Raw genomic sequence first — 20,311 nt, 5'->3', positions numbered from 1 at the left:
AAACGCCGCTGGCATTGGGCGTTGCCGGTCGCAACCGTCGACCGGGCGCACAGCCAGGCAGACGGCCGGCACGGGCGTCGCCGCCCGGGAGCGGCGCCGCAACCAGCTTTTTCCGGTCGAACTTAGCGGATCACTGCTTTGCGATCGCGGTGACCTCGCCATCGCTGCCCTTGAGCGAGAGGTCGAAATCGACCTTGTCGCCGACCTTGACCGCATCGGTGATCGACGGCGCGGCCTTGAACGCCATCGTCATCGCGGGCCACTTGGCCTCCGGGATCGGACCATGATCGAGCGTGATCGTGCCTGCCGCCTTGTCGATCGCGGTGACGGTGCCATGGCCCTTGGCCTTGATCGCGGCGTTCGCGTCAGGCGCCATCGACATGTTGCCCATGTCGCCGCTCATGGTCGCGGCGGGCGCCGCCTCGTTGGTCTCAGTCGCAACGGGGGCCTCCGCCTTCTTGCCGCACGCGGCAGTCAGGGCGGCGAGGCCGAGGGCAATGGTCAGTCGTGCATGGTTCATCGTCTTCTCCTTCATGATGAAACGGGTTGAGGGATGGGATCGGTCTTGGGCCGGCGCAACAGCAGGTAGGCGGCGGGCAGGACGAACATTGAGAGCAAGGGCGCGGTCAGCATGCCGCCGATCATCGGCGCGGCAATCCGGCTCATGACCTCCGAACCCGCGCCTGATCCCAGCAGGATCGGCAGCAGGCCGGCCAGGATCACCGCCACCGTCATCGCCTTGGGACGGACGCGCAGCAGCGCGCCTTCGCGCACGGCGGCCTCGACCTCGGCAGCGTCCGGATGTGCGCCGCGCTCGGCCAGCGCGTTCTTGAGATAGATCAGCATCACCACCCCGAACTCGGCGGAGACGCCGGCGAGCGCGATGAACCCGACCCCGGTGGCGATCGACTGGTTGAACCCCAGCAGATAAAGCGTCCAGATGCCGCCGGTCAGCGCAAACGGCAGCGTCCCCATGATCAGCGCCGCCTCGTCGAAGCGGCCGAAGATGAGGTAGAGCAGCACGAAGATGATCAGCAGCGTCGCGGGCACGACCAGCTTCAAGCGGTCGACCGCGCGCTCGAGATATTCGAACTGGCCAGAGTAAGCGATGCTGACCCCAGGCGAGAGCCTGACCTGTTTCGCCACCGCACGCTGCAGATCGCCGACCACCGAGGCAAGATCGCGCCCGCGCACATCGACGTAGACCCAGGTCGAAGGCCGGGCATTCTCGGTCTTGAGCATCGGCGGTCCCTCGGCGATCGAGACGTTTGCCACGGTGCCCAAGGTGATCTGCTGGCCCGCGGGCGTCAGGATCGGTAGCGCCCGCAGCCTTTCGAGGCTGTCGCGCAATTCGCGCGGATAGCGCACGCTGATCGGATAGCGGGCGAGGCCCTCGACCGTCTCGCCGATCGTCTCGCCGCCGATCGCGCCGGAGACGATGGCCTGGACGTCGGCGATGTTGAGCCCGAACCGCGCGGCGGCGGCGCGGTCTATGTCGACATCGACATAGCGTCCGCCGGTCAGCCGCTCGGCGAGCGCCGAGCTGACGCCGGGCACGCTCCTGGCCACGGTCTCGACATCATGCGCGATGCGGTCGAGCTCGGCGAGGTCACTGCCCGACACCTTGACCCCGATCGGGCTCTTGATGCCCGTCGCGAGCATGTCGATGCGGTTGCGGATCGGCGGCACCCAGATATTGGCGAGACCCGGAAGCTTCACCCGGCGATCGAGCTCGTCGACAAGGCGTTCGGGCGTCATGCCCGACCGCCACTGGTCGCGGGGCTTGAATTGGATCGTCGTCTCGAACATTTCGAGCGGCGCGGGATCGGTCGCGGTCTCGGCGCGGCCGGCCTTGCCGAACACGCTTTCGACTTCGGGCACGGTCTTGATCAGGCGGTCGGTCTGCTGGAGCAGCTCACTCGCCTTGGCGGCCGAGAGGCCCGGCAGCGCCGAGGGCATGTAGAGCAGGTCGCCCTCGTCGAGATTGGGCATGAACTCGCCGCCGAGCCGGCTGAGCGGCCAGGCCGTGGTGGCGAACACCAGAGCCGCGATCAGCAGCACTGCCTTGGGCCGCTTCATCGTCCAGTCGATCGCGGGCCGGTAGATATTGGTGAGCCAGCGATTGACCGGATTGGCCTGCTCGGCCGGAATGCGGCCCCGGATCAGCCAGCCCATCAGGATCGGCACCAGGGTCACCGACAGGATCGCGGCCGCGCCCATCGCATAGGTCTTGGTGAAGGCGAGCGGCGCGAACAGCCGGCCTTCCTGCGCCTCCAGGGTGAAGACCGGAATGAACGACAGCGTGATGATCAGCAGGCTGAAGAACAGCGCCGGCCCGACCTCGGCCGCCGCCTCGGTGACGACGATCCAGCGCATCTCGCCATCGAGATGTCTGTCCGGGTGATCCTGCTCCCAGCGTTCGATCCTCTTGTGGGCGTTCTCGATCATGACGACCGCCGCATCCACCATCGCGCCGATGGCGATGGCGATGCCGCCCAGCGACATGATGTTGGCGTTCACCCCCTGGAACCGCATTACGACGAACGCGGCCAGCACACCGAGCGGCAAGGTCAGGATCGCGACCAGCGCCGAGCGGACGTGCCAGAGGAACAGGGCGCAGACCAATGCGACGACGATGAACTCCTCGACCAGCTTGCGGGTGAGGTTCTCGACCGCGCGATCGATCAGCTGCGAGCGGTCATAGACCGTGACCACCTCGACGCCCGGCGGCAGGCTTTTCCTGAGATCGGCGAGCTTGTCCTTGACCGCCGCGATGGTCTCACGGGCGTTCTTGCCTGACCGAAGAATAACGACGCCGCCGGCGACCTCGCCTTCGCCGTTCAGTTCGGCGATGCCGCGCCGCATCTCGGGGCCGACCTGGATCGTGGCGACATCGCCGAGCCGGACGGGCACGCCGCCCGCCGCAGTCTTGAGCGGGATTGCCCGGAAATCGTCGAGCGTTTTCAGATAGCCCGAGGCGCGGACCATATATTCGGCCTCGGCCATTTCCAGCACCGAGCCGCCGGCTTCCTGATTGGCTTGGCTGATCGCCTGCACTGCCTGGGCGTGGGTTACGCCGTAGGCCGCGAGCTTCACCGGATCGAGCAGCACCTGGTACTGCTTGACCATGCCGCCGATGCTGGCGACTTCGGCCACGCCGGTCACGGTCTTCAGCTCGTAGCGCAGGAACCAGTCCTGCAACCCGCGAAGCTGCGAGAGATCGTGCCGGCCGGTGCGGTCGACCAGCGCATATTCATAGACCCAGCCGACCCCGGTCGCGTCCGGCCCGAGCGCGCTGCGGGCGCTGGCCGGCAACCGACCCTGGACCTGGTTGAGATATTCGAGCACGCGGCTGCGCGCCCAGTAGAGATCGGTGCCGTCCTCGAAGATCACATAGACGAAGCTGTCGCCGAAGAAGCTATAGCCGCGCACCGTCTTGGCGCCGGGCACCGACAGCATGGTGGTGGTGAGCGGATAGGTGATCTGGTTCTCGACGATCTGCGGCGCCTGACCCGGATAGGAAGTGCGGATCACGACCTGCACGTCGGAAAGATCGGGCAGCGCGTCGATCGGGGTCGAGCGCACCGCCCACAGGCCCGCGCCGACCAGCGCGAGCATGCCGAGCACGACGAAGAAGCGGTTCCTCACCGACCAGCGGATGAGATGGGCGATCACTGGCCCGCCACCTTCGCCATATGCCGCAGCGTCGGTCCCGCCGGGGGCCGGTCGAACCCGAACCGGACCCGGTCACCCGCCTTGAAGCCGCGCGCGATGCCCGGATTGGCGAGCGCGAAGGTCATCGTCATCGCCGGCCAGTCGAGCGCGGGAACGGGCTCGTGGCTGAGCGTCACCGAATTGGCCGTGATCCGCTCGATCTTGCCCGTCGTCTCGTACAGCGTGGCTTTCGACGCCGGCGCGGCGATGGTCGCCGATGCCGCACCGCCGCCGATCGGCCGCGCCTCGATTCCCGACAGGCTCGCCTCGGAATCGATCAGGAACTGCCCCGAGACGACGACGTTCTCGCCGGGCGACAGGCCGGCAAGGATCTCGGTCTCGCCGCCTGCCTCGCGGCCGATGCGGACCTCGGCGGGATGATAGCGCCCGTCGCCTGCGGCCAGCATGACGAGCGTGCGCCTGCCCGTGCGGATCACCGCTTCGCTCGGCACCAGCAGCGCCGGCTTGGCATCGCCGCCAAGCGCGACGCTGGCGAACATGCCCGGCCGCAACCGGCCGTCCCGGTTGGGCAGCTCGATCCGCACGGTGAGCGTGCGGCTGTCGGCCTGCGTGGTCGGCAGGATCGCGATCACCCGGCCGGCGAAGCGCTCGCCGGGGAAGCCCGCCAGCGTGGTGCTGGCATTCTGGCCGACCCGGACATCGCCCGCGCGCGCTTCGGGCACCGCGGCATTGAGCCAGACGGTGCCGAGCCCGCTTACCTGGGCGAGCGTCTGGCCCATGGCGAGCGTCACGCCGGCACGGGCGTCGAGCGTCTGGATCGTGCCCGAGATCGGCGTCGTGATCGTCACCACGCCGTTCGGGCGTCCGCTCCGCTCGACGCTGGCGATGAGGCCGTCGGACATGCCCATCAGCCGCAGTCGCTGGCGCGCGGCCGCGGTGAGGTCGGGCTTGCCGAGCCGCCTGACGCTCAGATATTCGGTCTGCGCGCCGCCCCATTCGGGCAGGAGCAGGTCCGCGATCGGCGCGCCGGCGCGGACCACGTCCCCGGGCGCTCGCGCATAGACGCGGCTCACGAACCCGCCCGAACGCGCCTGGATGACGGCGACGTCGCGCTGGTTGAAGTCGATCGTGCCGGTGACCTCGAGGGCCGAGGCAAGGCTGCCCATCTTCGCCGCGACGACCCGCAATCCCAGGCTCTGCCGCGCGGCGGGATCGACGGCGACCGTGGGGGCCGCGCCGGCGCTTCCTCCGTCCGCGTATCGCGGCACGAGCTGCATATCCATGAAGGGCGACTTGCCGGGCTTGTCGAACTTCTGGTTGGGGAACATCGGATCGTACCAGTAAAGGACTTTGCCTGCCCCGGCGGGCGTGGTCGCCTCCGATTGCGGTGCCTGGCGATGGCCAGCCCAATAGCCTGTGCCGCCGGCCAGCAGCGCGACAGCCAGGATCGATGCGCCCCAGCGCAGCGCGGATTTATCGAGCGTCATGGCCGCTCCTCCCCATAGGTGATAGTGATGCGGACCGCGTCGCGCGCGACGTCGGCTTCGCGGTTGAGCGCCTCGACCTCGGCCTCCGCGAGCCCGAGCGTCGTGAGCAGCGCGGCGCCAAGGTCGAGCTTGCCGGCGCCATAGCTGTCGCGGTCGAGCTCGGCGCGGTGCCTGGCGAGTGGCACCAGCGTCTCGCGGGCATTGCGCAACCGGGAGAGATGCATGGCATGGTCTGCGAGATCGGCGTCGAGCTGCGCCACCAGCTCGCGGCGGATCGCCTCGCGGTCGAACCGACCCCCTTGCGCAAGGCTCTCGCTTGCAGCGATCCTGGGGTTCTGGCGCTTGCCGGCGAACAGCGGCAGGTCGATCGACACGCCGACCGAGGCCATGTCGCCGTACATGGGATCGCGCCGGCCATAGGTGACGCCGACCTTCCAGTCGGGGCGCTTGTCGGCGCGCGCGAGACGCACGTCCGCTTCGGCGACTGCGATCCGCGCGTCCTGCGCGCGCAGGGCGGGAAGCGCATCGATCCCGGCCCGCAGCCGGATCGGATCGACATCGAGCATCGGCGGGTCGCCCGTCGCCTGCGGGTCGGGGTCGCCGGTATAGCGCGCGAGCCGGGCCCGCGCCTGCGCCACCACCGCAGCCATCTCGGCGCGGCGATCGGCGATGGCGGCGCGGAGCTGGTCGGGCTCGAGCGCCTGGCTCGGGCGCGCGCTGCCCGACGCCAGGCGTGCGGTCACGGTCTTCTGCAGGTCGTCGAGGCTGGCATCGAGCAGGTCGAGCTGCCGGAGCCGGCGTTCTCCATAATAGAGATCGACCCAGGCGAGGGCGGTCTCGAGCCGCACGTTGCGGCCTTCGACCAGCTCGCCCGCCTCGGCGATACCGATATCGGCCGCGGCGCGCGCGGCGCGTGCATGGCGCTTGGCGAGATTGGGGAAGGTCTGGCTGAACCCGATCGTCGCCATAGTGAAATCGTCGCGCGTGAAGCTGCCGGCATTGGGGCCGCTCACCGGGAAGTTCTGCAGGCCCAGGTCGAGCGTCGGATCGGGCAGGCGATCGGCCGCGACCGCCGAAGAGCGGGCGCCGGCTGTCGCCGCCGCGCGCGCCTTGAGGCTTGGCGCGTTGGCGGCAGCGAGCCTCACTGCCTGCTCGTAGGTGAGCGGGCCGGCCGACACCGGCACGGCCCAGGCGCTCGCAAGCGTCGCACCGATAGAGAGCAACAGGCGTCGCACAGCGCGCCTCGGCATCATGATCATGGATATCATCCCCTCATGACAGAGGCGGCGCGCCAAGATGTGACGCGCCGCTCCGGAGCGGGTTTAGCCCTTGTCCGACCTGACTGCGCCGCGCATGCAGTCGGCGGCGCTTGCCTGCATCATCGCGCAATCGCAGCTGGCCATGTCCCGGCTGTCGGGCACCCATATGCGGACACGCGCAGGGCCAGTCGCCCGCGGACCATATTGCGGCGCCGACCGCCATTCCCAATGGCCTTGCGGCGTGCGGCTCGCGTCGGTTGCAAGCGCAGGCGCGGCGAGACTGAGGGCCGCCACAAGGGCGGCCGGAAGCAGTTTGATCATCACGAAAACCTTTGACTGAAAAGAAGGAAACCGGGCGCGCACGCATCGATCGATGCGCGCAGCCCGTGCTCGTTCAATCAGGCAAGGCTGGTGGGAGGATCCGGCTCGGGCGCAACCGCCTTGCCGGTCAATATCGTGTCGGTCGTCCAGAAGCTGGGCGCGTCGTAGAGACGCGCAGGCGCAACGCCGCCTGCCAGGTCCGCTGCGACCAGCGGGATCACGCACCCCATCGCGGCGATGCAATCGAGCGTCAGGCCCTTGCAGGGCTTTTCGCTGGGCGCAGGCTGCTGCTTGGCCATCATCGCCATGCAGTCCGCATCCATGCCCTTGGCCAGCGGCGCGCCTGCCGCCTGCGGCACGCTGTGCGCGGCCGCCATCTGGGCTCCGAAGAGACCGGACAGCGCTCCGATGACGAGCAGGAGGGCGAGCAGGCGTTTCACGGGCCTCGATATCTAGCGGGTTTCGCGGGCGCAGCCAACCAAAGTCTCGCGCCGCGCGGATTTTGAAGTGCTGACGGCTGATTCCGTCAACTCCGCGTCAATAAAGATCCGGCCCGGGGAAGAAGATCGGCTGCGGCCTCTACGTATATCGAGGCTGGACCCGGGACCGTAGTCCCAAGCCTGAAGAGACGCTCTTCCCCTCGGCAAAGTCCGGGCGGTGGCTTACCATCCAAGGAGGTGAATATGGTCAGAAAAACTCTCATGGTCGCGCTTGCCGGCATTTCGATGCTTGCTGCCGTCCCCGCTATGGCCCAGGGCATCGGGCACAGCCTGTTCATGCGCGGCTCGATCGTCGACACGGGCAGCAACGGCACGGTCGTCTGCATCGGCAAGGCCGATGGCGCCGAGGTCGGCCAGAAGCTCGAGGTCTATCGCGTCGTGACCCATCCGGGTCCGTCCAAGGGCGTGGCGCCGACCTATCACCGCCAGCTCGTCGGCCATGTGACGATCGACCATATCTTTGACGATCACTTCGCGCACGTGTCCGTCGCCGACGGCACGCCTGCCAGGCACGACATCGTCGAGCTTCGCAAGAACTGACAAGCCGGTGGCCCGGCGGCACGGGCTGCCCTGCGACGCGTCGGGGCAGCGGGCCGCCGGCGACGAGGAGACCGTTCGGGGTCAAAGCGAAACCGCTTGACCCTGGACCATGGTCCAACCGGCATGATCGAGCGGATGACATGGGCAATTTCAAGATCGGCGAACTGGCCGCGGCCGCAGGCGTGGGGCGGGATACGATCCGCTATTATGAGCGGATGGGCCTGCTGCGCGAGCCCGCGCGCACGGCAGCGGGCTACAGGCTCTACGACGCGACCGACCTCGAGCGCGTCAATTTCATCCGCTCGGCGCAGGAGCTTGGTTTCACACTCGAACAGGCCCGGCAGCTGCTGGCACTCAGGGCGTCGGACACCGCGCATGCCCAGGCCGTGCTCGATATCACGCTTGCCAAGATCGCGGACGCCGAAGCCCGGCTCGAGCGCCTGTCGGATATCCGCGACATGCTGCGGATGCTCGCCGACGAATGCCCGGGCGAAGTGCCGGTCTCCGATTGCCCGATCCTCGCCTTCCTGACGGCGCGGCGGAAAGACCAGCAGCATAACAAGAAACATCAGGCAGCGCAGGACGAACGATCACCACGAGCGAAAGGGGTTTTGTCATGAAGAAAATGCGTTTGATCGCCGTCCTCACGCCGGCGCTGCTTCTAGGCGCCTGTGTGACCACGCGGCCGACCTCGGCGCAGGTCGAGAGTTGCCGGGCGATGGAGGGCAATATGGGTCTCCAGACGCCGCATGATCATGGCGAGATGAAGGGGCAGGGGCGCAACCCGATGAACCTCTCGCACGACCGGTGTCTCCGGATTCTGCGCAGCGCGCAATGAGCCGGTCCGGACGCCAGGGATGGCGCCCGGACACAGTTTTCAAGCCAAGGAGCAAAGCCATGATCGACCATGCGAAGAAAGCCCTTCCACTTGTCGGCGGAAGCCTGTTGCTGGCGCTCGCGCTTTCGGGCTGCGACCGCCAGGCCGACCAGACGGTGCCGCCCGCGGCGAACAGCGTCGCCGCCACCCCGGTCCTGACCGACAGCGGCAACGCTGCAGACGCGGCGCCGATGGACGCGATGAGCAACCAGGCCGAGATGGAGCGGCATCACCGTCAGGCGATGGACCATGACGCGATGCGCGCCGGGGCCGGCAACCAGACCGCGCCGGCACCCGATCCCGCGCCGGGCAATGCGGCGATGCCGATGAAGGATATGTAGGCTCGCACACTAAGGGGATGAGGATGTCCAGGCGGATCAGCCTTCGACGCTTGAGCCTCGGCTGCGCAATCGCTCTCAGCCTGTCCGCGAGCGCGGGCGCGCAGGAGGGCGAGGATCATGCCGCGCATCATGGCGCAGGCATGCCGGCCGGCGGGGGCATGTCCGCACCGGCAGAGCCGGGGTCGTCGGACATGGCGAAGATGATGAACCCCATGATGGATCGCATGATCAATGGGGAAGGGGAGAATGAGCACGGCCACGAATCGCGCCGGACCGGCTTCATCTCGCAGCTGCTCGCCTTTCCCGCGCTTGACGAAGCGGCAAGGCAGCGGGTCGCTGCGCAGGCCGGCGAACGGGTAAGCACGGGTCTGGCGATGATCAACGCCGCCTCGGCCGACGGCGCGCGTGCGACCACGGTCTCGGCCCGGCTCGATGCGGCGCGGCGCCTGCGCGAGGGAACCGACCTGTTCCGCTCCGGCACCGCCGCGCAGGGCGCGATCGGGGGCTTGCAGCCGCCCCGGGAGGTCGGGCTTGCCTGGCTGCGCGATCAGCTCGACATCGACCAGGCCGCGCCCGGCCATGCCGATCACTGGTTCGGCATCTCGCCCTCGCACCTCCTTCTCATGCTGTTCCTGGGGCTGGTGAGCGCCACGCTTATCGCGCTGCAGATCTTCCGCCTGCGGCGGATCGGGGCGATCGCCGGCGGTGTCGCCACCGCCAAGGTTCCAGCAAAGCCGGAGCCGAAGGCTGCCCCTCCCGCTACCAGGGTTGCGCCCGCGCCTGCACCCGTTGCCGACAGCGCCGGGCTCGCGCCGAGCAATGCGGCCGCACCCGCTGGGGCGTCGCTGCGCAAGCCCAAAAGCTGGGCGGGGCAGCTGCGCGTGGTCCAGATCGTGCGAGAGACGCCGAGCGTGCTGACCTTCCGGCTCGCGGACCCGACCGCCGACCGGCTGCCGTTCGACTTCCTGCCGGGCCAGTTCCTGCAGGTCGAGGTAGAGCCCGAAGCGGGCAAGACCGCGCGCCGTTCCTACACGATCGCCTCTTCGCCGACCCAGCGGGCCTATGTCGAACTGACGGTCAAGCGCGAGGAGCAGGGCGTGGTCTCGCGATACCTGCACGACAAGGTCGTCGCCGACGATCTGCTGAAGGTCAGCGGACCGTTCGGCGCCTTCACCTTCACGGGAACGGATGCCCAGAGCATCGTGCTGATCGCGGGCGGGGTCGGCATCACCCCGATGATGTCGGTGCTGCGCTATCTCACCGACACCGCGTGGAAGGGTGATATCTTCTTCTTCTACGGCGCACGGTCGACCGAGGAATTCGTGTTCCGCGACGAGCTCGAGCGGCTCGAACGCCGTTTTCCCAACCTCCATGTCGTCGCCGCGATGCAGCGCGCGCCCGGCACCGTCTGGATGGGCCCCGAAGGGCCGATCACGCGCGAGATGATCCTGGCCGCGGTGCCGGAGATCGCGAGCCGGCGCATCCATATGTGCGGCCCGCCGGCGATGATGGGCGCGATGCGCGGCGTGCTGGCGGAACTCGGCGTCCCCGACGCGCAGCTGCACACCGAGGCGTTCGGTCCGGCCTCGCTGCCGGCCGACCACGAGGATCTCGAGGTCAAGCCCGCGCCCCCGCCAGCGGATAAGCCGGCCCCGAGCGCCGAGGTGGCGCCGAGCACGGTGACCTTCTCCGTGTCGGGGGTGTCGGCGGCCTTGCCCGCGGACGAGACCGTGCTGGAGGCGGCCGAGGGCGCGGGCGTCGAGATCCCCTATGCATGCCGTGCGGGCACATGCGGCGCCTGCGTGGTCAAGCTGCTGCAGGGCGAAGTGACGATGGAGGTCGAATCCGGCCTTGCGCCCGCCGACAAGGCGCAAGGCTATGTGCTCGCGTGCCAGGCGAAGGGGACGGGCACGCCGCTCGTGGTCGAAGCCTGATGCGCGAACGCAGCGACATTGCCGTGGGCCTGCTGGTCGCGTTCCTGCTGCTGTTCCCGTTCGGCTATCTCGTGCATGTGTCGCCCCGCTTTCCGGGTAGCCTGGCCGGCGGGATCATCGGGATCGCAGCGCTCGTGCTGATGCTGCTGACGCTTCCTTATGTCGCGGCCAAGCACATCGCCTGGGTCGACAAGGCGCTCTCCCGGGTCGTCAGCAAGCCAACCCTGCTCGCCATCCACATCTATGCCGGCGTGCTGGCGCCGATCCTGGGTCTGGTCCACGCCGCGCACAAGCTCGAAAGCCCGGTCGGCCTGCTTCTGACCGTCCTCCTGCTGATGACGGTCATCACCGGCTTCATCGGCCGCTACCTGCTTGCCCAGCTTGGTCGGGCGCTGCGCGGACGCAGGTCAGAACTGGCCTCGCTTCGCGCCGCCTTCCTCGAGGAGCCGGCGGCGCCGACGCAGGCCGATACCGCAGCCCCGCCGCTGTCGGGCTGGAAGCGCTATCTGTTCGTCGCCGGGGATGCGTCCGCGGGCCAGCGCCCCCAGGACAAGGCGGGGATCGCCGCAGCGCTGGCCGATACCGAATTCGCGATCCGTGCCGAAGAGGCAACCAACACCCTGTTCGCGCGGTGGCGGTTCCTGCACATCCTGCTGGGCTGTCTCATCTTCGCGCTGCTCGCGCTCCACGTCGGCGCGGCGATCTATTACGGGCTGCGCTGGCTATGAGCTGGCAGCGTCTTTCCTACGCCGTCTTCATCGCAGCCCTGCTGGTGATGGTCGCCGCGGTCGCGATCCGGATGCGATCGGACGCGCCGAGGGATGCCGGCCTGGTGGCGCAGCTCGTCTCGCCCGGCCCGCTCTCGAGCGCGCACCAGTCCTTTGCCGGCCAATGCACGGCCTGCCACACGCCGGGCAAGGGCGTCGAAACCCGGACCTGTCTCACCTGCCATGCGGGCACCGATTTCGGGACGAAGCAGTCGACGCAGTTCCACGCGAAAGCGACGCAGTGCACCTCCTGCCACGTCGAACATGAGGGAGAGCGCGGCATCATCCGCATGGATCACGCCGCGTTGCTCGACATGGCGAAGTGGCGGCAGCCTTTGGCGGGCATGTCGACAAACACTCGAAGCCTGACCCCCGAGACCGCGCTCAATTGCGCGAGCTGCCATGCGTTCCGCGATCCGCACCAGGGCCTGTTCGGCACCGACTGCGCGAGCTGCCACAAGACCGACAGCTGGAAGATCGCCAATTACCGCCATCCATCGGTCAATTCGACGCAGTGCGCCGAGTGCCATAAGGCGCCGCCCAGTCACTTCATGGAGCATTTCAGCATGGTCTCGCAGCGCGCAGCCGGATCGAAGGCGCGCGTCGACCAATGCTATGCCTGTCACGCCACCGACAGCTTCAACAATATCCGCAAGCGAGGCTGGTATGATCACCATTGAGGCCGACTGGCTGAGCGCCTTCTTCCGGCTCGCCGTGATCGGCCTGGAACTGGCGGGCACGCTGACCATCCTGGTCGGCGCGGGGCTCGCAACCTTTCTGTTTGCGCGGCGGGCGAGGGCGGGCGACCGAACCGAGGCCTATAGCACGTTCCGCTCGGCGCTCGGCCGCAGCATCCTGCTCGGCCTGGAATTTCTGGTCGCCGGCGACATCGTCAAGTCGCTGGTGATCAACCCGACGCTCGACGATCTCATCGTGCTGGCCGGGCTTGTGCTGGTGCGGACCTTCCTGAGCATCTCGCTCGGGGTCGAGATCAACGGTCACTGGCCCTGGGAGGAAACCCGGATGGCGCGGGAGAAGGCGCGTGCGGCGTCGGATGGGTCGCCGGCGACGGCTGAGGCCGCCGGATGCGGCACACCGCGCAAGGGATAGCCGATGGAGGGTGCATGATGATCGAGAGACGCGAATTGCTGATGGCGGGCGCCGGCCTTGCCGCCGCCGGAACGCTGGCTGCGCCGGCGGCGGGGCAGCAGCATCGAATGGAAGGGATGGCGATGTCGATGACGGACTGCATCGACGATTGCCTGGCTTCACACCGCATGTGCCTCGAAACCGCCGCCTGGCTGACGAAGCAAAGCAGCGCGCTGGCGAGCGCGTCGTTGATCGCCATGCTGAACGACTGTGCGGAACTGTGCCAGGCGACAGCCAACTCGATGCTGCGGGAATCGGCTCTGCACCGCATCCTGTGCCGCGCCTGCGCCGATGCTTGCGAGCGCTGCGCCGAGGAATGCGGGCGTCATAGCGAGGACCAGCGGATCGCGCGTTGCTCGGCCACCTGCAAGAAATGCGCGGCGAGCTGCCGAATGATGGCGGACATGACCGGCTGACCACCCGCTTCGCATATTACGTATACTGCCGGGTCAGGACCGATACCATCTCAAGGGCAAGCTCCCGGAGGAGCGAGAAACGACCGGATCTGAAGCCGGTCGAACGGAAACCAGACTTGAAGGAATCGATAGTGCGCAAGAAAACGGTAGTTATCACTTCGCTCGCAGCCCTCGGCCTCCTTGCCCTCGGTGCCGGGCCTGTTCTCGCCGATGGCATGCCGTCGGACATGCCGGATCTCGAGGAGACGCTCAAGGCCAAGCCTGCGCCGGCTCAGTCCGGCACGGCCCATATGGAGGGCATGCGGCACGGCAAGGACCAGATGCACGGTGAGATGATGCGAGGCCACCGGATGGCCATGCGGGAATCGGGGAGCCAGGAGGGGGCTTCTGACATGTCGCATCGGTCGGGCGGGGGGTGCTGAACCAAAAGCCCATCAGAGGTCGGTTGATCAAAGCCTCACCATACAAGGCGTTGGTATCGTTTGACCGGGCCGCAACGTTGGTCCGCCGTTTCCCCGGCGGGCCAATTGCGTTTCAGAATAAAGGTCTGCACGAGCTTTAATGCGATGCAGTCATGAATCCGCTGGACCCTTGGACTATGGTTTCGCCCGCAAGATCGCGGGCCTGCCAGTCCTGATCCAGTGCGGATTCGTAACTTACGTATTCAGACCAAAGGGCCAAGCCCGCATGAGGGGTCGGTATGGTCGCGGTCGCAAACGGCGATCGGGCAAGGACTCATCATGCGGAGAACCACAATGCGAAAGACGAAACTTCTAGTCGGCGCGATCGGCTGCCTGGCGACCCTGAACTTCGCTGGCGCGGGTCTGGCGCAATCGGCACCCGCCGCGCCCCAGCACGCCCCTGCGCAGCCGAAGCCATCCACCGCCCATGCCCATCAGCAGGGGATGGATCATGGAGGGCAGCAGATGCACGACCAAATGATGCAGGATCACCAAGCCGGCATGCAGAAGCCGCAAGGCCAGCAGGGCGCTGCGGGCATGGCCGGAATGTCTGGTGGCTCGTCGCAGGGGAGCGGTTCGAGCAAGGCTGGCAAGCCCAAGAGCGGTTGCTGCAAGATGCCGATGAAAAAGGCAAAGCCGGCCGCCAAGAAGAAACCGGCCACGCCTATGGCCGACAAGCCGATGAGCGACATGTGAGGTTTCCAGCCCCGAGAACAGACCCCTGGGGCTGAGGGCCCGCCGCTGCCCCCGCGGCGGGCCTGTTCTTCAAGAGGTGTTCCAAGTTTCTAGGATTTCATAACGAGAAGCAGGCGTCCACCGCGAGAGAGAGGAGCCCGCGATGCGTAAAGCTCCAGGAGTTGGCACCGAGCTGCGGGTCCGCGCTTACGATTAAGAGGTCCGACCAAGCATGGCCGGATCAACTTCAGTGACCTCTGCGCCGCGATTGAATGGCGAGAGCCATTGCCTGCTTAGGCGACGAGATAATCTATGAGCTGATGAGAAAATCATCGGCTTCTTTTGCGTGTCCAGCCTGGCGCTTCGTAAAAACTCTGCCTGATTTTTGTCTGCGGAACTTACTTATAGGCCGTCTCATCAGAAGGCCTACTTCATCAGGCATCGGTAAAGATGGAGACAGGCGATGTTCGAGAAGGCGATCGGGACCATCAATGCTGCGGCGTCCTTCCGACACCGCTATGATAATTTCATCGGTGGTCGATGGAGCGCTCCAGCGAGCGGCGAGTATTTCGCGGACACGAGCCCGATCAATGGCGCCCAGATCGCCGAGTTTGCGCTGTCGACGCCGGAAGATGTCGAGCGCGCGCTCGATGCGGCGCACGCCGCCAAGGATCAATGGGCAAGGATCTCGCCCGCCGACCGCGCCAGGATTCTCAATCGCGTCGCCGACCGGCTCGAGGATAATATGGAGTTGCTGGCGCTTGCCGAGACGATCGACAACGGCAAGCCGATCCGCGAGACGCGCGCTGCCGACGTTCCGCTCGCGATCGACCATTTCCGCTATTTCGCCGGCTGCATCCGGGCCGAGGAAGGCGGGATCTCGACGATCGATGCCGACACCATCGCCTATCATTTTCGCGAGCCGCTTGGCGTCGTCGGCCAGATCATCCCGTGGAACTTCCCGCTGCTGATGGCGGCGTGGAAGATCGCCCCGGCGCTGGCGGCGGGCAACTGCACCGTCATCAAGCCCGCATCCCAGACGCCGCTCACCTTGCTGATGTTCGCCGAGCTCACCGCCGACATCCTGCCGCCCGGCGTGCTCAATGTCGTCACCGGCCCGGGACGGACCGTCGGCCAGGCGATCGCCGCCAATCCGCGCATCGCCAAGGTCTCGTTCACCGGCGAGACCGTCACCGGCAAGCAGATCATGCATGCGGCCGCCGACCATCTGATCCCCCAGACGATGGAGCTTGGCGGCAAGTCGCCCAACATCTTCATGGCGGACGTGCTCGACGAGGACGATGCCTTCTTCGACAAGGCGCTCGAAGGCTTCACGCTGTTCGCGTTCAACAAGGGCGAGGTCTGCACCTGCCCGTCGCGCGCGCTGATCCATGAGTCGATCTTCGATCGCTTCATCGAGCGCGCCGTGGCGCGCGTCGCCGCGATCCGCCAGGGCGATCCGCTCGACCCCTCGGTCCAGGTCGGCGCGCAGGCGTCGGAGGACCAGCTCCACAAGATCCTGGGCTATATCGATATCGGCAAGGCCGAGGGCGCGCAGTGTCTGGTCGGTGGCGCCAAGGCGCTGCCGGGCGGTGCGCTCGACCAGGGCTATTTCGTACAGCCGACCGTGTTCGTGGGTCAGAACCACATGCGCATCTTCCAGGAGGAGATCTTCGGTCCCGTCCTGGCGGTCACCACCTTCAAGACGGTCGAGGAGGCGATCGCACTTGCCAACGACACCGCCTACGGTCTTGGCGCGGGCGCCTGGACCCGGAGCGGCAACACCGCCTACCGTCTGGGCCGCGCGATCGAGGCCGGGCGGGTCTGGACCAACTGCTATCACCAGTACCCCGCCCATGCCGCCTTCGGCGGATACAAGGCGTCGGGCTTCGGGCGTGAAAATCACCGGATGATGCTCGACCATTATCAGCAGACCAAGAACCTGCTCGTCTCCTATGACGAGCACGCGCTCGGCCTGTTCTGACCCCTCGCTCAAAAGGAGAAACGGACATGGCGAAAACCATGAAGGCGGCGGTCGTCCGCGAATTCGGCAAGCCCCTGGTCATCGAGGACGCGCCGATCCCGACGGTCGGCCCCGGGCAGATCCTGGTCAAGATTGCGGCAACCGGCGTGTGCCATACCGACCTGCACGCGGCAGAAGGGGACTGGCCGGTCAAACCCAACCCGCCCTTCATTCCTGGCCATGAAGGCGTCGGGCATGTCGCCGCCGTCGGTGCGGGCGTCACCCATGTGAAGGAAGGCGACCGGGTCGGCGTGCCCTGGCTCTACACCGCCTGCGGGCATTGCGTGCATTGCCTGGGTGGCTGGGAGACGCTTTGCCACGAACAGCAGAACACCGGCTATTCGGTCAATGGCAGCTTTGCCGAATATGTCCTCGCCGATCCCAACTATGTTGGTCACCTTCCCGACAATGTCGACTTCCTCGACATTGCGCCGATCCTCTGCGCGGGCGTCACCGTCTACAAGGGATTGAAGGCCACCGAGGCCCGACCCGGCGAGTGGGTGGTCGTCTCAGGGATCGGCGGGCTCGGCCACATGGCGGTGCAATATGCCCGTGCCATGGGTCTCAATGTGGCCGCGGTCGACATCGACGATAGCAAGCTCGACCTCGCTACACGCCTTGGCGCCACACTGACGGTCAACGCGCACAGCGAGGACCCTTCGGCAGCGCTCAAGAAGGCGATAGGCGGCGCGCACGGAGCGCTCGTCACCGCCGTTTCGCCCAAGGCGTTCCAGCAGGCGCTCGGCATGGTCCGGCGCGGCGGCACGGTCGCGCTCAATGGTCTGCCGCCGGGCGACTTCCCGCTGTCGATCTTCGACACCGTGCTGAACGGCATTACCGTGCGAGGCTCGATCGTCGGCACGCGGCTCGATCTGCTCGAGGCACTGGCGTTCGCCGGCGACGGCAAGGTCAAGGCCACGGTCCATGCAGACAAGCTGGAGAACATCAACGACGTCTTCTCCCGCATGCACCATGGCGACATCGAGGGCCGGATCGTCCTCGACCTCGCCTGAACCCGACTTCGCGAAAGTACAGTTCATGTCTCCCTTACATATCCGGCCGATCGCACGGCGCCGTTTCGTCCAGGGGCTGGCGATCGGCGGCGCGGTTGCCGGCTTCGCCCCGGCGCTTCTCGCGCGATCCGCCCCAGTCTCGCCCGCCGAGCTTAGCGGGACCGAGTTCGACCTCGAGATCGCCGAGCTGCCAGTCAACTTCACCGGCAAACGCCGTATCGCGACCGCCGTGAACGGCAGCGTGCCCGCGCCGGTCCTGCGCCTGCGCGAAGGCGACACGGTCACGCTCCGTGTGCGCAACGGCCTCAAGGAGATGTCGAGCATCCATTGGCACGGCATCATCGTGCCGGCGGAGATGGACGGCGTGCCCGGCATCAGCTTTGCCGGCATCGCGCCGGGCGAGACCTTCACCTATCGCTTCGAGGTCCGCCAGAGCGGAACCTACTGGTATCACGCTCACACGCTCGCCGAGCAGACGGGACTCTATGGAGCGATCATCGTGGAGCCGAAACAGGCGCCGGCGGCGCGGGCGCCCGATCGCGACTATTGCATCGTGCTCAGCGACTGGTCGGACGAGCCGCCGCTGCAGATCTTCCTCAATCTCAAGAAGCAGAGCAGCTACTATAATTTTGCGCAGCCGACAGCCGGCGACTTCCTCAAGGATGTCGGCGCCATGGGCCTTGGGAAGGCGCTCGAGCGGCGGCGGATGTGGAACAGCTCGCGGATGAACCCGACCGACTACAGCGATGTCTCTGCCGCGACCTACACCTATCTGATGAACGGCGCGCCGCCCGCCGGCAACTGGACCGGTATCGCCGCGCCCGGCGAACGCGTGCGCCTGCGCTTCGTCGGCGCGGGGACGGCGACGTTCTTCGACGTGCGGATCCCGGGGGTCGAGCTGACGGTCGTATCGGCCGACGGGCAGCCGGTCGAGCCGGTCACGGTCGAGGAATTCCGGATCGGCCCGGGCGAGACCTATGACGTCGAGTTCACCATGCCCGAGGGCGGCGCCCGCACCATCTTCGCGCAGGCGATCGATCGGAGCGGCTATGCCCGCGGCACGATCGCACCGGCTCCGGGCATGGCGGCAGCCGTGCCGCCGCTCGATGCCCGGACCTGGCTCGAGCCGGTCGACATGATGGGCGCGATGGCGACGATGGGCGCAATGGGAGGCGACGCGCATGCCGGGCACGGCATGACCGAGATGCCGGCCAGGGCACAGCACGCCCGCACCGAATATGGCGCCAATACCGACATGCGCGTCGACTATCCCCGCACCAATCTGGACGATCCCGGCGCCGGGCTGCGCGGGCGCGGCTGGCGCGTGCTGACGCTGGCCGATCTGCGCACGCCGGGCGGCGATCCCGACCCGCGCGAGCCCGAGCGCGACATCGAGCTGCATCTGACGGGCAATATGGAACGGTTCATCTGGTCGCTCGACGGCATCAAGCTCAACGATTCCCGGCCGCTGCATTTCAAGCCGAACGAGCGGCTGCGCGTCACCTTCGTCAACGACACGATGATGGCGCATCCGATGCATCTGCACGGCATGTGGAGCGATGTCGAAGGCCCGGACGGCGCCTTCCAGGTCCGCAAGCATACGGTCGTGGTCCAGCCCGCCCAGCGGGTGAGCTTCCGCGTCACCGCCGACGCCATGGGCCGATGGGCCTTCCACTGCCATCTGCTCTATCACATGGCGGCCGGCATGTTCCGGGAGGTGGTGGTCGCATGATCCGGATTATCCCCTCGCGCGGCATTGCTCTTGGCGTTGCCCTCTTCCTGGCGCCGGCGATCACGGCTCCCGCCCTCGCGCAGGATGCCTTGCCCCCGTCGCCCGCCGCCACCCCTGCCCAAACGGCCACTCCCGATCCAAACTCACCTTCCGCGCAAGGCTCTCAGGAGCATGCGGGCATGGACATGCCGGGCATGGATATGACCGACACGAAGGCGTCCGGTAACGGCGCCACGATGGACATGGGCTCGATGCAGGGTGGCAAGGCCCCGCCGGACGCGCGCAACTCGGACGATTATGCCGACGGCTATCGCAACTCGACGCTGCCGGGCTATGAGATGGCCGACAAGCTCTCGATCCCCAAGATACTTGTGGATGAGCTCGAGTTCACCAGCGGCAACGAGGGTCAGGGCGTGGGCTGGACCGTGCTCGTCACCAAGGGTCAGGACAATGACAAGCTCTGGCTGCGCAGCCAGGGGCTCAAGAACTCCCGCGACCAACGTCTCGATCCGGAGAGCAGCGTCGAGGCGCTGTGGTGGCACAGCAAGAACCCGTTCTGGGGCACGCTGCTCGGGGTCAGGCAGGATCTCGGCAAGGGTGCGACCACCTGGCTCGCCGCCGGCGTCGAGGGACTGGCGCCCTATTGGTTCGACGTCCAGCTCACCGGCTATGTAGGAACCGATGGGCGTCTCGCGGCGCGCGCCAAGGCCTCCTATGAGGTCCTGTTCACCAATCGGTTGATCCTTACGCCGCAGGTGGAAACCAATATCTATTCGAAGCGGTCGAGCGATCGGCAGCTCGGCAGCGGCTTCAGCAATGTCGAGCTGAGCGGACGGTTGCGCTACGAGGTGTCGCGCAAGTTCGCGCCCTATATCGGCTTCGTCTGGGAGCGCGCATTTGACGGCACGGCCGATTTCCGTCGCCTGCGCAGGGAAGGGCCTTCCGAACACAGGCTGGTGATCGGCTTGCGCGCCTGGTGGTGATCCGCGGATGGCCACTCGAGGGATCGACCGCGAACGCGCCGCGTGACAAGGCTGGATCGCAAGCTGTTGATTTCCACTGAGAGTTGACCCGGGAGGGGCATAAGTTTCCACTGAGAAGTGACCCATGTTTTGACTTCCCTCTGGCTGATTGGTCGGAG

22 protein-coding genes are annotated in these 20,311 nt (G+C 66.9%); 15 read left to right on the top strand and 7 right to left on the bottom strand.

Going from position 1 to position 20,311, the window contains the following annotated elements; genetic code table 11:
* Positions 1–130 precede the first annotated feature (130 nt).
* The 6 genes from IQ35_RS17675 to IQ35_RS17650 form a co-directional block, all read right to left on the bottom strand.
* On the bottom strand, positions 131–535 hold the full coding sequence (locus IQ35_RS17675) for a copper-binding protein (RefSeq protein WP_007406376.1): 405 nt from the start codon (positions 533–535) through the stop codon (positions 131–133).
* Complete coding sequence (locus IQ35_RS17670; protein WP_007406408.1) at positions 532–3,675, bottom strand: efflux RND transporter permease subunit; 3,144 nt, start codon at positions 3,673–3,675, stop codon at positions 532–534. The genes IQ35_RS17675 and IQ35_RS17670 overlap by 4 nt, the downstream gene beginning before the upstream one ends.
* Entirely contained in the window at positions 3,672–5,162 is a 1,491-nt protein-coding gene (locus IQ35_RS17665) for an efflux RND transporter periplasmic adaptor subunit (protein ID WP_007406384.1), read from the bottom strand. Before IQ35_RS17665 ends, IQ35_RS17670 begins: the two co-directional genes overlap by 4 nt.
* Positions 5,159–6,421, bottom strand: coding sequence for a TolC family protein (locus tag IQ35_RS17660; RefSeq protein ID WP_013039107.1), 1,263 nt, complete (start codon positions 6,419–6,421; stop codon positions 5,159–5,161). Before IQ35_RS17660 ends, IQ35_RS17665 begins: the two co-directional genes overlap by 4 nt.
* 63 nt (positions 6,422–6,484) lie before the next feature.
* Entirely contained in the window at positions 6,485–6,742 is a 258-nt protein-coding gene (locus IQ35_RS17655; protein WP_007683334.1) for a hypothetical protein, read from the bottom strand.
* A 77-nt stretch (positions 6,743–6,819) separates the two neighbouring features.
* A complete protein-coding gene (locus tag IQ35_RS17650; RefSeq protein WP_007406428.1) occupies positions 6,820–7,182 on the bottom strand; it encodes a hypothetical protein in 363 nt (120 codons plus the stop codon).
* Positions 7,183–7,443: 261 nt separating this feature from the next.
* Between IQ35_RS17650 and IQ35_RS17645 the strand changes: the two genes are divergently transcribed.
* From IQ35_RS17645 to IQ35_RS17600, 10 genes are all read left to right on the top strand, one after another.
* Positions 7,444–7,782, top strand: a complete 339-nt coding sequence (locus tag IQ35_RS17645; protein WP_007406371.1) for a hypothetical protein — start codon at positions 7,444–7,446, stop codon at positions 7,780–7,782.
* Between the two features lie 140 nt (positions 7,783–7,922).
* The gene (locus IQ35_RS17640; RefSeq protein WP_007406417.1) at positions 7,923–8,402 is read left to right on the top strand and encodes a heavy metal-responsive transcriptional regulator; all 480 of its coding nucleotides are present in this window, start codon (positions 7,923–7,925) and stop codon (positions 8,400–8,402) included.
* Complete coding sequence (locus IQ35_RS17635; RefSeq protein ID WP_007406426.1) at positions 8,399–8,620, top strand: hypothetical protein; 222 nt, start codon at positions 8,399–8,401, stop codon at positions 8,618–8,620. Before IQ35_RS17640 ends, IQ35_RS17635 begins: the two co-directional genes overlap by 4 nt.
* A gap of 59 nt (positions 8,621–8,679) precedes the next feature.
* Entirely contained in the window at positions 8,680–9,000 is a 321-nt protein-coding gene (locus IQ35_RS17630) for a hypothetical protein (protein ID WP_007406382.1), read from the top strand.
* A gap of 23 nt (positions 9,001–9,023) precedes the next feature.
* A complete protein-coding gene (locus IQ35_RS17625) occupies positions 9,024–10,934 on the top strand; it encodes a 2Fe-2S iron-sulfur cluster-binding protein (protein WP_013039106.1) in 1,911 nt (636 codons plus the stop codon).
* Positions 10,934–11,662 carry a hypothetical protein gene (locus IQ35_RS17620; protein WP_007406424.1) on the top strand — a complete coding sequence of 243 codons (729 nt, stop codon included), beginning with the start codon at positions 10,934–10,936 and terminating at the stop codon, positions 11,660–11,662. The genes IQ35_RS17625 and IQ35_RS17620 overlap by 1 nt, the downstream gene beginning before the upstream one ends.
* Positions 11,659–12,381 (top strand): hypothetical protein, encoded by a 723-nt coding sequence (locus IQ35_RS17615; RefSeq protein ID WP_007406380.1) that lies wholly within the window; start codon positions 11,659–11,661, stop codon positions 12,379–12,381. Before IQ35_RS17620 ends, IQ35_RS17615 begins: the two co-directional genes overlap by 4 nt.
* Complete coding sequence (locus IQ35_RS17610; protein ID WP_007683337.1) at positions 12,368–12,811, top strand: DUF1622 domain-containing protein; 444 nt, start codon at positions 12,368–12,370, stop codon at positions 12,809–12,811. Before IQ35_RS17615 ends, IQ35_RS17610 begins: the two co-directional genes overlap by 14 nt.
* Positions 12,812–12,825: 14 nt before the next feature.
* Complete coding sequence (locus tag IQ35_RS17605) at positions 12,826–13,266, top strand: four-helix bundle copper-binding protein (RefSeq protein ID WP_007683338.1); 441 nt, start codon at positions 12,826–12,828, stop codon at positions 13,264–13,266.
* 131 nt (positions 13,267–13,397) lie between these two features.
* The gene (locus tag IQ35_RS17600) at positions 13,398–13,688 is read left to right on the top strand and encodes a hypothetical protein (RefSeq protein WP_013039105.1); all 291 of its coding nucleotides are present in this window, start codon (positions 13,398–13,400) and stop codon (positions 13,686–13,688) included.
* A 351-nt stretch (positions 13,689–14,039) separates the two neighbouring features.
* Here the strand turns inward: IQ35_RS17600 and IQ35_RS17595 are convergent, their stop codons facing one another.
* On the bottom strand, positions 14,040–14,180 hold the full coding sequence (locus tag IQ35_RS17595) for a hypothetical protein (RefSeq protein ID WP_242003392.1): 141 nt from the start codon (positions 14,178–14,180) through the stop codon (positions 14,040–14,042).
* A gap of 12 nt (positions 14,181–14,192) precedes the next feature.
* Here IQ35_RS17595 and IQ35_RS17590 point away from each other — a divergent pair, with 12 nt between their 5' ends.
* The 5 genes from IQ35_RS17590 (at position 14,193) to IQ35_RS17570 (ending at position 20,153) form a co-directional block, all read left to right on the top strand.
* The gene (locus tag IQ35_RS17590; protein ID WP_242003391.1) at positions 14,193–14,423 is read left to right on the top strand and encodes a hypothetical protein; all 231 of its coding nucleotides are present in this window, start codon (positions 14,193–14,195) and stop codon (positions 14,421–14,423) included.
* Positions 14,424–14,865: 442 nt separating this feature from the next.
* Positions 14,866–16,386, top strand: coding sequence for an aldehyde dehydrogenase family protein (locus IQ35_RS17585; RefSeq protein WP_145075357.1), 1,521 nt, complete (start codon positions 14,866–14,868; stop codon positions 16,384–16,386).
* A 26-nt stretch (positions 16,387–16,412) separates the two neighbouring features.
* Positions 16,413–17,438 carry an alcohol dehydrogenase AdhP gene (gene adhP, locus IQ35_RS17580; RefSeq protein WP_007683342.1) on the top strand — a complete coding sequence of 342 codons (1,026 nt, stop codon included), beginning with the start codon at positions 16,413–16,415 and terminating at the stop codon, positions 17,436–17,438.
* A 25-nt stretch (positions 17,439–17,463) separates the two neighbouring features.
* Positions 17,464–19,170 (top strand): copper resistance system multicopper oxidase, encoded by a 1,707-nt coding sequence (locus IQ35_RS17575; protein WP_007683343.1) that lies wholly within the window; start codon positions 17,464–17,466, stop codon positions 19,168–19,170.
* Entirely contained in the window at positions 19,167–20,153 is a 987-nt protein-coding gene (locus tag IQ35_RS17570; protein ID WP_009823975.1) for a copper resistance protein B, read from the top strand. The genes IQ35_RS17575 and IQ35_RS17570 overlap by 4 nt, the downstream gene beginning before the upstream one ends.
* Positions 20,154–20,311: the final 158 nt, after the last annotated feature.

Source organism: Sphingobium wenxiniae, assembly GCF_007830065.1.
GTDB lineage: Bacteria > Pseudomonadota > Alphaproteobacteria > Sphingomonadales > Sphingomonadaceae > Sphingobium > Sphingobium wenxiniae.
The sequence above is the reverse complement of the archived record's forward strand: the minus strand, read 5'-3'. Positions and strand labels throughout refer to the sequence as shown.